Raw genomic sequence first — 12,568 nt, forward strand, 5'->3', positions numbered from 1 at the left:
TATAATTAATTATGCATTATCAATTAAGCATTTGCTGCATTAATCCAGCCCTGGATATTGTCAACAGAAGGCTTCTCGTAGCCGAGCTTGTACTTCTTGTTGATTTCTCCAATCTTCTGCTGCAAGCCTTGTGCTTTTTCTTCACGGATATCAGAGATGAGGTTGAAGCCTGCCTTGCGGAGCACGTATGCCCAATCCTCTGGCACGCCAATCTCTGCCCATTCCTTGATGGTGCTCTGTGGCATCTTCTTCTCTGGCTTCATCTGTGGGAAGAACAGTACCTCCTGAATGAAGGTCTTGCCGGTCATCAACATGACCAAGCGGTCGATACCGATACCGATACCTGATGTTGGAGGCATACCATACTGGAGGGCACGGAGGAAGTCCTGATCGATAATCATTGCCTCGTCATCACCCTTGTCAGCAAGCTTCATCTGGTCGATGAAACGCTCTTCCTGGTCAATTGGGTCGTTGAGCTCAGAGTATGCATTGGCAAGCTCCTTACCGTTTACCATCAACTCGAAACGCTCGGTCAAGCCTGGCTTAGAACGGTGCATCTTGGTCAATGGAGACATCTCTACAGGATAGTCGGTGATAAAGGTTGGCTGGAGGAAGGTTCCCTCGCAGAACTCACCGAAGAGTTCATCAATCAACTTACCCTTACCCATGGTCTCATCTACATCCATGCCCTTCTCCTTGCAGAATGCGCGAATCTCTTCCTCGGTCTTGCCGTTGCAGTCGAAACCGGTCTTTTCCTTGATGGCATCGAGGATAGGAAGACGGCGATATGGAGCCTTGAAGCTGATGATGTTGCCATCAATCTCGCGCTCTGGCTTGCCGTTTACTGCGATACAAATCGTTTCGAGTAACTTCTCTGTGAAAGCCATCATCCAGTTGTAGTCCTTGTACTGAACATAAAGCTCCATACAGGTAAACTCAGGGTTGTGGTTGCGGTCCATACCCTCGTTGCGGAAGTTCTTGCCGATTTCATAAACACCCTCGAAACCACCTACAATGAGGCGCTTCAGGTAGAGCTCGGTAGCGATACGCATGTACATATCCTGATCGAGCGCATTGAAGTGGGTGATGAATGGGCGGGCAGAAGCACCACCGGCAATGCTCTGCAGGGTAGGAGTCTCTACCTCAGTATAACCTGCGTTGTCGAGTACGCTGCGGAGTGTGCGGAGTACGGTAGCACGCTGCAGGAAAGTATCCTTTACGCCATCATTAACGATGAGGTCAACGTAGCGCTGGCGGTAACGCAACTCTGGATCATCGAACTTGTCGTAAGCCACGCCATCCTTATACTTCACGATAGGGAGTGGCTTCAAGCTCTTAGAGAGCAGGCACAGTTCCTTGGCGTGAACAGAAATCTCGCCAGTCTGTGTGCGGAATACGAAACCCTTTACACCGATGAAGTCACCGATATCGAGGAGTTTCTTGAAAACAGTATTATAAAGGTCCTTGTTCTCGTCTGGACAAATCTCGTCGCGGGCGATATAAACCTGGATTCTTCCCTTTGAGTCCTGCAACTCAGCGAAGCTAGCTTTACCCATTACGCGGCGCCCCATCATACGTCCGGCGATAACTACCTGGCGTGGCTCGTCCTCGTCCTTGAATTCAGCTTTGATATCTGTGCTGAATGCATTGGTTGGAAACTCTGCTGCTGGGTATGGGTCAATACCCATCTCGCGCAATGTCTGAAGACTCTGTCTGCGAACGATTTCCTGTTCGCTTAGCTCTAAAATGTTCATATTCTATTCAGATATATCTTTTATTTTCTTATTTTTGGTGCAAAAATACAAAATAAATCTGAACTATATGCCGTTTTTTATGTTTTTTATTATTAAAGAAAGGAAAAGGTATGTAAAGTTTGCCCTTCATCAAATAAAAAGTGCGATAAATTTTGTTTTCTCTAAAGAAAGTCTTACCTTTGCGTTGAGTTTATCAGAAACATACTTTGGAGCGAAGAGAAAACGAATAGCTCTGAATCAATAACAAAATACGAAAAATAGGAGATCATAAGATGAACATAGATGAATTAGTAAAAAGAATCAGCAAGACTGATGGATTATCCAAGACCCTCGGAATGCATTTCATTTCTACCCCTGAGCCTGATACGCTTCAGGCAACGATGAAGGTAGATGAGCGTAATCGCCAACCTTTCGGCTTCTTGAGTGGAGGTGCTTCTCTGGCTCTTGCCGAGAATGTGGCGGGTATCGGTTCCCTGGCGCTCTGTCCGGGACAGATTGCCGTGGGTATCAACGTGAGCGGTACTCATGTTCTGGCGGTCAGCGAGGGCGATATAGTTACTGCCTTTGCCAAGATTGTGCACAAGGGCAGAACCTTGCATACCTGGCAGGTGGATATCAAGAATACGGCTGGTGAGGTAATCTGTACCGTACAGGTAACCAACTATGTGTTCACTCCAAAGAAAGACAATCAGAAAAAGGGGGCAGAAACTAAGGTATGATAGCTTTTGCGTATTATCGTCTGCCTTATCTGCACCATGCTACCTATGTGGCTCAGCATGAGGGAGAACCTGAGGTACTCTCTTCTGTGGCAGAACTGAATGGCAAGGAAGGTTTCGTGATAGCTCCTTTCGCGCCATCCAGCGAATGTCCCGTGGTGCTGATGCATCCGGATGAAAGCAAACTGATCTCTGCCGAGGGGGCTGAAAATGCATCGCGATGCGGCACTTCCTACGTCGTGACGCAGCAGGATTTACGTCGTGACGTAGCAGACTCTACGTCGGGACGTAATTTTGAAGCCTATGCAAGGGAGTTTGAATGCTTTCACCAGCAGCTCTCTGAAGGTAAATTCAGCAAGATTGTTCTGGCAAGAAAACTGCGTATTCAGAGCAATCGGCAGCCTTTAGAATCAGTCCATACTTCAGCAGCGCAAGATGCCGGCAAGACTTCAGATGTGCAGAATACAGCCAATGCTTCAGTTGTGCAGGATGCAGACTCTTTAAAGGCTCTGTTTCTGAAAACCTGCCGGATGTATCCCCGTCTTTTTGTAGCCTTGGTTTATACACCCCAATCGGGTTTATGGCTGATGGCTACACCTGAAATTCTGCTCAAAGGTGAACAGAATCAGATGGCAACCATGTCGCTGGCAGGCACCCAGAAGGCTGAACCTTCCAAGACCGTAGCCGATTATCCGGTAGAAGGGATAGAATGGTCGGAGAAGAACAGAGAGGAACAGCAGTATGTAACCGATTATATCGAGGATTGCATCAAGGTCTTTTCGGATGAATATCAGAAGAAGGGACCTTATACCACGATGGCTGCCAATCTCTATCATCTCCGTACCGATATCGCTTTCCGTCTGCATGATACGGGGCGTTTGGGCGATGTGCTCGATGCCTTATATCCTACGCCTGCCGTCTGTGGGATACCGAAGGATGAAGCTCGCCGGTTTATCCTGCAGCATGAACATCAGTCGCGCAAATACTACAGTGGTTTTGTGGGACCGATTTCGCCGAAGGGAAAGACGCATCTCTATGTTTCCCTGCGCTGCATGAACATTCTGGATGACGGCTCCTGCGAACTCTATGCCGGAGGCGGATTGCTGAAGGAAAGCGAGATGGAGAAGGAGTGGAAGGAAACTGAAGCTAAGATGCAGACCATCCTGTCGGTCCTGTAAAGGTCTTGCAGAGAAAATGATAGGGATTCATTCTGATTTTATAATGCTAAAAGACAAAGGCTCTTCAAGAATCTGCAAACATAAAAATAACCTAAAAAATAAGGTGAAATGTATAGCAATAAAGAAAACGTCAATATTTTGACAAGTTTACTGGTAGCGCATGGTGTTCGCCATGCTGTGGTGTGTCCGGGCAGCAGAAATGCAGCCATAGTTCACAATCTCAACGAGTGTGAAGACATCACTTGCTATCCTGTAACCGACGAACGTAGTGCCGGCTTCCAAGCTCTTGGACTTTCTATGGCTGAAGGTTATCAGCCTGTCGTAGTGTGTGTGACTTCGGGTTCTGCATTGCTCAATCTTTATCCGGCAGTAGCTGAGGCTTATTATCAGCAAATCCCGCTCATCGTGATTTCTGCCGACAGACCGGCACAGTGGATTAACCAGCTGGATGGTCAGACGCTTCCTCAGCCTGATGCTTTGGGGCAGATGGTAAGAAAAGCAGTATCTCTGCCAGAAGTGTTCGAAGGTGAGCAGCAGGAAGAGATGCATTGGTATTGCAACCGGTTGGTCAACGAAGCGCTGTTGAAAAGCATGGGGCGGGTAAAGGGACCTGTACACATCAATGTACCTATCTCTGAGCCTTTCTATTCGTTTACGAAAGAAGCTTTGCCCGTAGAGCGCAAGATAGAGGTTGCTTACTGCAGGGCAAATATTGACACATTTGATGGGACCCCTTTTGAATGTGTGTTAAAAGCCAAACGTCCATTGTTGGTAATAGGCCAGTTGGACAATACCGAAAAATATGTAGACTTGTTGGCTTATATTGACCGGATGCCTATATTATGGGAATCTCTGGCAATGCCACCTTATCTATATAAGGTTCAGGAAGAACTGGGAGAAGATTGGAATAAAACCACCCTGTATGGCGCTTTCGAGAATTTGCTGGATGAAATAAAGGACGATGAAAGATTCCGTCCTGACCTGGTGGTTTATATAGGTGGACATATTGTGAGCAAGAAGCTGAAATCTTATCTGCGTTCGCTTAAAGGAGTTGAGCAGATAAGAATCTCGCAAGAGGCTGATATCGAAGATACGTTCATGCATCTTACTAAAGTGATGGATTTGCCAAACAGTGATGCTATGTCATGGTTGGGTAATTTTGGCTGGCACAACCACTGGGAGGATTATCGCAAATTGTGGATGGATGCGTTGGCTAAAAGCTATGAACGCAAAGAGAACTTCAAGCCTGAGTTCAGCAGTCTGGCTACCGTAAAGGAATTCTTCAGCCAGCTTCAGAAGGTTGAGCCTCAGGATTTCAAAGCGTTCACCTTAGGCGGTAAAGATGCTCAGGACGATGGTATCTATGACCGCGAATTCGATACATTCCTTCCTGGTCTGATGAGCAGCGTCATCTCCGGCAACAGTTCTGCCATCCGGTTGATGAATCTGTATGCCGACCGCCATGTTTACTGCAATCGTGGTGTGAACGGTATAGAAGGTTCTCTTTCTACGGCTGTAGGTTTCTCGATGTGCAAGAACATGTCTGATAAGCATGTATACTGCGTTCTCGGCGACCTGAGTTTCTTCTATGACCAGAATGCGCTCTGGAATAGAAATCTGAACGGCAAGCTCCGTATCATCGTGCTCAATAATGGTGGCGGTGCCATCTTTGGCAAGTTCCGGGGATTAAAGGAGAGTCAGGCTCGTGAAGAAATGATAATGGCAAAGCATCATGCAACGGCTGAAGGAATCTGTAGTCAGAATGAGGTAAAATATCTCGCAGCTCATACGATGGAAGAGATGGAACAGGGCATCAGCCAATTGATTCATGTCGAGAGCGAGCGCCCGATGCTCCTGGAGGTTTTCACAGATATGGATGTAGATAATGAGATGCTGGAAGCCGTTCAGAAGTGCTGATAGAGGACCTGTAAGGAACTATAACTGATAGTTCTTTCAAAAGAATAAGATAAATAGTAATCATAAAGTTCAAAGTAAAATGAGAGAATGGAAAAAGATAGAAGGTTTTGATTTCAAGGAAATCATCTTCGAGGAGTATAATCATATCGCTAAGATAACCATCAACCGTGAGCGCTACCGCAATGCTTTCACACCGTTGACCACTTGGGAGATGGCGCAGGCATTCAACTATTGCCGCGACTGTCTGGATATCCGTGTGGTCATTCTGACGGGTGCCGGCGATAAGGCATTCTGTGCAGGTGGCGACATGCATGTAAAGGGCCGAGGCGGTTATGTGGGTAACGATGGTGTGCCTCGCCTGAATGTGCTCGATGTACAGATGCAGATTCGTCGTTTGCCAAAGCCGGTCATCGCTATGGTGAATGGTTATGCCATCGGTGGCGGTCATGTGCTTCATGTGATGTGCGACCTGACTATCGCTTCAGAGAATGCCATCTTTGGACAGACCGGTCCTAAGGTGGGAAGCTTCGATGCCGGTTTCGGTTCTTCTTATCTGGCAAGAATGGTGGGTCAGAAGAAGGCTCGTGAAATCTGGTTCCTCTGCAAGCAGTATTCTGCCAAGGAGGCTGAAGAGATGGGAATGGTGAACAAGGTGGTGCCTCTCGAAAAGTTGGAAGATACCTGTGTAGAGTGGGCTGAAATCATGATGGAACGTTCGCCTCTGGCACTCCGTATGATCAAGGCTGGCTTGAATGCCGAACTGGATGGTCAGGCTGGTATTCAGGAGTTGGCTGGCGATGCCACGATGCTCTATTATACGATGGATGAGGCTCAGGAGGGTGGCAAGGCGTTCCTTGAGAAGCGCAAGCCTCGCTTCGAGGATTATCCTCAGTTCCCATAAATTCATCATCTATAAACAATAAAAACCTCGGAAGAAAAGCAATCTGCCAATCTTCCGAGGTTTCTTGTTTCTTATTCGTGAGTAGCGAATCTCTGTTCTGCCAGTTTCTCGTATTTGGTGCCTGGCTTGCCATAGTTGGCATACGGCCAGATGCTGATGCCGCCACGAGGAGTAAAGATGCCTGTTACCTCTATATATTTAGGGTCCATCAGTTTGATGAGATCCTTCATGATGATGTTCACGCAGTCTTCATGGAAGTCGCCATGATTGCGGAAACTGAAGAGATAAAGTTTCAGACTCTTGCTCTCTACCATCTTTACGTCAGGAATATAGCTGATGCGAATCTCAGCGAAATCTGGCTGACCCGTAATAGGGCAGAGCGATGTAAACTCAGGGCAGTTGAAACGTACCCAGTAATCATTGCCAGGATGCTTGTTCACGAAAGTCTCAAGCACTTCTGGCGCATAATCCATTCTATATGTAGTCTTGGCACCTAATGCCTTAAGACCGTCTTCTTTTCTATCCACGCTTGGTAATGTTTTAATGTTTGCTATTTACTGATGTCTTTTAGCCGAGGCTGAAGATTTTGAATACATTGTAGGAGATGTTATTGTCGTATGCATCTTCACCTTCATGCTTCTTCACGTATTTCACTACACGGATGGTCAGAGGCAATACCACAATCTCGTAGGCTGTCTTCAGTATCACCTGCCAGAGCATGAGCCAAGGCAATTCTGATGCAGGCACCACACCGCCCAGGGCAAGTGGGAAGAAGATAAGACTGTCGCAACTCTCACCTGCAATGGTACTGAGGATGGCACGGGCAGAGAAATGCTTGCCACCATCGCGGATTTTCATCACGCTCATTACATAGGCATTGGCAAATGAACCGATGATGAAGGCTACGAAAGAGGCTGCTGCAATGCGGGGTGCCAGACCGAAGATGGCATGAAAACCGGCATCGTTGGTCCAATAAGGCGCTGCAGGAATGGCATCGCAGATAGCACCCAGCGCCACGAAGAAGAAGTTCATCGCAAAGCCGGTCCAGATCAACAGACGCGCTTTCTGATAGCCCCATACTTCACATACCACATCGTTGATGATGTAGCTTACAGGGAATACGATAAGTCCACCGGTAAGGGAAACTGGCCCGAAGGCGATTTGCTTTGTTTCGAGTACGTTTGCTGCAATCAGGCAAACGCAGAAGAGGATGCTGAAAAGCATAAACAGCACGCTCACTTGAGTTTTTTTCTTGTCCATTTTCTTGTTTTTTACGAGGTTTACCAAGCACTCGGGTTATTGAATATGATGATTCTTTTCAGAAATCGGCTGCAAAATTACAACATTTCTTCTTAATAGCCAAATATTTGGGCAAAAAAATGGCTCCAAATACTAATCACTAGCACTTGGAGCCCTTATCTAACTAAAAACCTAAAACTTTTTTCTAAAAACTAAACCTAACAATCTTAACCTATGAGAAACTAACCTTTTCAGATTATATTGTGATAGCGAAATAACACTCTTGTTATCCGCTGTCATCTGTCATCAAGCAACAGATATACCAAAAAGTAGTTTCATGACAAGATGTCAGAGAAAATTTACTTTTCCATAAACTTCTTTGCAGCTCTTAACTGATGCCTCATCACACTCAGGAATTCCTGACTCTCCTGCAGTACGTTGAGATAAACCAGAGAAATCTGCATCAGCGTATTGTCAGTCATGTGCTGGATGCGGTCGATATGCTTCTTGCGGAGAACTGAAAGCTCGTCTTTGCAGGCATCTGCCTCGGCAAGAATCTCGCGATAGCTGTCATATCTGCCGGTTTCAATCAGTTCGCAGCTCATGCGCATCAGGTCGTTGATCTTCTGGCGTACAGGAGTAAACTCCTTGATGTATTCAGCAGGAAGCGGATTGAAGTTGTTGTCAACATGTTCCTTGATAGGTTCGAGCATACGGCGCAGAGAGTAGATAAACTGCTGGTTGCTGTTGGCACCCAGATGGAACCAGGTGTTGCGCTCGATGGCAATCTCGATAGGCGATTTCTTCAAACCGAGCATCTCCTGACGGCGGAACTTCTTCAGCATATCCTGTTCCTTCTTCAGATCCTTGTTGGCATGACGAAGGTTGCGGGTATTCTCGTTAGCAAGACCATCCATAATCTGGTTGAACTCGTTCAGGGCGAAGTGGCAGACGTAAGACTGGGTGCGTGAAACCTGACGGCGAAGCAAATCCCATACAATCTCTGGGTCGCGGGAACGCATCATCAGCTGGAAGGTACTACTCTTGCCCTCTTCCTTAGCCTTCTTGTTATACTTGATGTTGCTGCGGATGAGCAGGTAGATAACCAAGCCCATGAAGCAAGCCTGGATGCCCACACCACCGAAGTGCATGATGATACAGACAATGGCGCAGGCTGCGAAAGCTACACCGGCTGTGATGAACCAACCACCGATTACACTCAATACACCTGTTACACGGAATACGGCACTCTCGCGGCTCCATGCTCTATCAGCAAGTGAAGAACCCATAGCTACCATGAAGGTAACGTAGGTGGTAGAGAGAGGCAACTTGAGGTTGGTACCGATGGTGATTAGCATAGAAGCAAGTACCAGGTTAACGGCTGCACGAACCACGTCGAAAGCTGCACTCTCCTCGAGTTCAACATCATTCTTGTCGAAACGGCTGTTAATCCAGTTCATCAGCGCCTTTGGCATAAACTGCTTCAACCATGAATCTGTAGCCTGGCAGTTGCGTACAATCACGCGAGCTGCAGAAGAACTGCCGAACATCTCATCGCCCTCATCTTGACGGCTCAAGTCAACAGAAGTCTTGATTACGTTCTGTGCTTTCTTGGATGTCGCCATGGCGATAATCATCACGGCACCGGCAGCAAGCAGGAAGCCAGGAGTAGTCTTGGCACTCTCCATCAATGAAGTCATCATAAACTGGTCTGGCGCTGCACCGTTGGCATTTGCCATATAGTCCTGATAAGAAGAAAGACCAGCCAGAGGCACACCGATGAAGTTGACCAGGTCGTTACCTGCGAAAGCCATAGCCAGGGCGAAAGTACCCATCAGCACCGTAAACTTGAAGATGTTGACACGGCAGAGGTGCAGGAATTCCATTACAACAGCAGATACCACGAAGGTGATGCAGATGAGGAAACCGAGATTCTGGTCGATGTAATCGCGCACCTCAGCAGGCAGGTAAGGACTCTTGCCCAAACCCTTCATGAAGATGAAGTAAGAGAGGGCCGTAAAGGCGATACCGCCGAAGATAGCGATGCTGTAGCGGCTGTGCTTGCGGTAGTTGAAGGTGAAAACGATACGTGAAAGCCACATTACAAAGGCACCGAATACGAAGGCGATGATGACAGATGAGAAGATACCCATGATTACCTCCAAAGCCTTGTTGCTGTTGAGCAATACGCCATAGTTGAGGCTGTCGTCGCCATACATCTTCAATGTTGCGAGGATGAAAGCACCACCCAGCAACTCAAATACCAGAGAGACGGTAGTAGATGTCGGCATACCTAAGGTATTGAACACATCCAGGACGATAATGTCAGTCACCATGACCGCCAGGAAGAGCGTCATTACCTCTTCGAATGTAAAGTGGTCAGGACTCATGATACCATGGCGGGCGATATCCATCATTCCCGATGACATGATGGCTCCGAGAACCACACCGCAGGATGCGATAATCAGCACCGTGCGAAACTTAGCCACCTTAGCTCCGATGGCAGATTGCAGGAAGTTGACAGCATCGTTGCTGACTCCTACGAAGAGATCGAACACTGCTAAACAGAGCAGGAAGATCACAATACATAAATAAATTGTACCCATATATTTTACTATTGTTTATATACCTTATTATATAGGGGGATCTCAACATAGCTAGATACATTTCTCCCCTTGATTTTCCGGGTGCAAAGGTACGAGTACAATGTTACAGGTGATTTAAACAGGTGTTACAATATTGTTAAGATGTTGTTGTGCTGGTGAGGTCTAAATAATATGTTTTTCGTGAAAATTGGTTTGTAAGGGTGAAAAGTCAATATCTTTAGTCTAAAATCGTAAAAATGAAAGAATTTATCCACAAAGATAAAGAAATATGCGAAAATATTTGGAAGTTACAGAAGTATTTTATATTTTTGCATTGTCCTCACGCTGAAGTTGCATGTCGTATGTGACGTGGAGGCTGAGGGCATATATACATAAGGCGTTACTGGACGCTTTGGTTTTGACTGTAGAAGAACTTCGCAAACTCATCTGATTGTCAAAAACAAAGCAACGGAAACGCCCCAAGGGTGTAGTATAATATTACGCTTGCATTATCATAATGTTTGTGATAGTGTGGGAGTTCTATATATGCATCAGCGTGGGGCTTTCGTCGTTGCTCGTTTCGACAATCAGGGCAATGCGAAGGCCTTTCTACAGTGGAACGAGTGACAGGACTGGCTCCACGTTTTTTGTATATATGTAACATGTGTAATTATTGCTGCAAAGGTAGCCAACAGCACTAATAATCTAAAGCTCTATGGATAGATGGCCTATTTTTCAAACTCTGACGTTCAGAGAGTTTCCATTTCCTGTTGAACGATATGAGGAGTATGTCGACGGTAAACTCATCTCACAAGGTGAAGTGCATTTTGAAATTCGTTTCAAACAGCATAATGGTGGTATCTTTACGAAGGCAGGATTGATTACTGTTAATTTACAGAATAATCCTATTCCTGAGAAAATTCTATCAAAGTTTGAGTTTGATAATTGTATCACAAACAATGATCGACTCGTGTTTTACATCAATGCAGAGCAATCCAACATTAACGATGCAGGACTTTCGGCGATAGGCATGGTGATGGGGTATTCTCGAAAGAAAAAGAAATATGTTGAGAATGAACCTATTATCGGCAATGTTTTTACTATCGACCAAAAGGTCGCAAAAGTAGCGTTCCGTTTCGTGAATCCTGATAGATTAATTGAATTTTACTAAAATAAGATAGTTATGGATGAAGTAAAAGGATATTTGGAGTATGATGGGGACATTTATAAAATTCAATCTGTCGAGCAACTTCAAGAATTTATGGATAGTTTAGAAGACGATACAGATGAATTTGATGATTTTTGTAATGAGGATGATTATTACAATGAATGGGATGATTATGGTACATCTGGAGAAAAATATGGCTACTATAACGGATATAGTGATGATGTCATAGATGATGCATTTGATGGATGTCCAGAAGCTACATGGAACGTAGATTGACAAAGACTATTAATTACAAGGAACGTAAATATAAATGGAAGTTATGAAAGAGTTAAATGGATATTTAGAGCATAATGGGTTGATTTATAAGATTCAGTCCATAGAGCAACTTCGAGATTTTATGAATGGGCTCGGAGAAAGAGCAAAGGAGATGACAGAGCAAGAGCTTGCGTCTTTATGTGTTAATCCAAATCCTGGTAAATATGTTGATAAGGAATATAGTGATAGCTGTGGCGTGCGTTATTACTATGATGGGACAAAATTGATACAAGGGCGTGCGGATTTAAAAGAATATAAAATAGCTGATGGTACTGTAGCTGTTTGCAATTATGCTTTTAATTTGAATGGAACAATGCATAATAGAAAAAAGATATTTTGTCCAAATACGCTTGTGGCTATAGGAAAATGGGCTTTTAGTAACGCATGTGTAAGAGAGATAAAATGGTCTCCAAATTTGAAATATATTGGTGATAGTGCTTTTTGTGGTTGTGCTTTTCTTAATGCAGAACAAGAATTGCATATGCCACAAGTGTTAGCTTATATTTGTGCAAGTGCATTTGAAGGATGCAAGAAAGTGACAAGTGTTGTCTTCCCAGACTCGATAGTAAAAATAGATAGCCATGCTTTCAGAAATTGTGAATCGTTAAAATGGGTCTATATTCCTGATACGATTAAAGAGATTGGCTCTGGTGTATTTGATGGCTGTACAAGTCTTAAGGAGATAAAAATTCCAAAAGGTAGTCACACAAAGTTCGAGAAGTTATTGCCATTTTCGGTTGATAAGTTTGTAGAAGTGTGAACCCTGTAATAGAGATAAAAAAATAGATAAAAGCT

Annotated in this window: 11 protein-coding genes; 7 read left to right on the top strand and 4 right to left on the bottom strand. The window is 45.1% G+C overall.

Annotated features, from left to right (window positions below; translation table 11 throughout):
- Positions 1-23 precede the first annotated feature (23 nt).
- The gene (lysS, locus tag ONT08_RS14405; RefSeq protein ID WP_117587576.1) at positions 24-1,754 is read right to left on the bottom strand and encodes a lysine--tRNA ligase; all 1,731 of its coding nucleotides are present in this window, start codon (positions 1,752-1,754) and stop codon (positions 24-26) included.
- A gap of 272 nt (positions 1,755-2,026) precedes the next feature.
- Between lysS and ONT08_RS14410 the strand changes: the two genes are divergently transcribed.
- From ONT08_RS14410 to menB, 4 genes are all read left to right on the top strand, one after another.
- A complete protein-coding gene (locus ONT08_RS14410; RefSeq protein ID WP_117587578.1) occupies positions 2,027-2,473 on the top strand; it encodes a PaaI family thioesterase in 447 nt (148 codons plus the stop codon).
- Positions 2,470-3,648, top strand: coding sequence for a chorismate-binding protein (locus tag ONT08_RS14415; RefSeq protein ID WP_264960285.1), 1,179 nt, complete (start codon positions 2,470-2,472; stop codon positions 3,646-3,648). The genes ONT08_RS14410 and ONT08_RS14415 overlap by 4 nt, the downstream gene beginning before the upstream one ends.
- A gap of 108 nt (positions 3,649-3,756) precedes the next feature.
- Positions 3,757-5,565 carry a 2-succinyl-5-enolpyruvyl-6-hydroxy-3-cyclohexene-1-carboxylic-acid synthase gene (gene menD / locus ONT08_RS14420; protein WP_264960286.1) on the top strand — a complete coding sequence of 603 codons (1,809 nt, stop codon included), beginning with the start codon at positions 3,757-3,759 and terminating at the stop codon, positions 5,563-5,565.
- A gap of 79 nt (positions 5,566-5,644) precedes the next feature.
- The gene (gene menB, locus ONT08_RS14425) at positions 5,645-6,466 is read left to right on the top strand and encodes a 1,4-dihydroxy-2-naphthoyl-CoA synthase (RefSeq protein WP_022121706.1); all 822 of its coding nucleotides are present in this window, start codon (positions 5,645-5,647) and stop codon (positions 6,464-6,466) included.
- A gap of 71 nt (positions 6,467-6,537) precedes the next feature.
- Here menB and queF read toward each other — a convergent pair whose 3' ends face one another.
- From queF to ONT08_RS14440, 3 genes are all read right to left on the bottom strand, one after another.
- Positions 6,538-6,993 carry a preQ(1) synthase gene (gene queF, locus ONT08_RS14430; RefSeq protein ID WP_264960287.1) on the bottom strand — a complete coding sequence of 152 codons (456 nt, stop codon included), beginning with the start codon at positions 6,991-6,993 and terminating at the stop codon, positions 6,538-6,540.
- A 40-nt stretch (positions 6,994-7,033) separates the two neighbouring features.
- The gene (locus ONT08_RS14435) at positions 7,034-7,726 is read right to left on the bottom strand and encodes a queuosine precursor transporter (protein ID WP_118065346.1); all 693 of its coding nucleotides are present in this window, start codon (positions 7,724-7,726) and stop codon (positions 7,034-7,036) included.
- Positions 7,727-8,064: 338 nt separating this feature from the next.
- Positions 8,065-10,311, bottom strand: coding sequence for an inorganic phosphate transporter (locus ONT08_RS14440; RefSeq protein ID WP_264960288.1), 2,247 nt, complete (start codon positions 10,309-10,311; stop codon positions 8,065-8,067).
- Between the two features lie 694 nt (positions 10,312-11,005).
- On the opposite strand from ONT08_RS14440, the gene ONT08_RS14445 reads away from it, so the two are divergent.
- The 3 genes from ONT08_RS14445 to ONT08_RS14455 are packed head-to-tail and all read left to right on the top strand — an operon-like array spanning position 11,006 to position 12,533.
- Positions 11,006-11,461 carry a hypothetical protein gene (locus ONT08_RS14445; RefSeq protein ID WP_118255536.1) on the top strand — a complete coding sequence of 152 codons (456 nt, stop codon included), beginning with the start codon at positions 11,006-11,008 and terminating at the stop codon, positions 11,459-11,461.
- A gap of 12 nt (positions 11,462-11,473) precedes the next feature.
- Entirely contained in the window at positions 11,474-11,734 is a 261-nt protein-coding gene (locus ONT08_RS14450; RefSeq protein WP_118255535.1) for a hypothetical protein, read from the top strand.
- 43 nt (positions 11,735-11,777) lie between these two features.
- Positions 11,778-12,533, top strand: coding sequence for a leucine-rich repeat domain-containing protein (locus tag ONT08_RS14455; protein WP_182429662.1), 756 nt, complete (start codon positions 11,778-11,780; stop codon positions 12,531-12,533).
- The last annotated feature ends 35 nt before the right edge of the window (positions 12,534-12,568 follow it).

Source organism: Segatella copri, assembly GCF_026015465.1.
Taxonomy (GTDB): Bacteria; Bacteroidota; Bacteroidia; order Bacteroidales; family Bacteroidaceae; genus Prevotella; species Prevotella copri_E.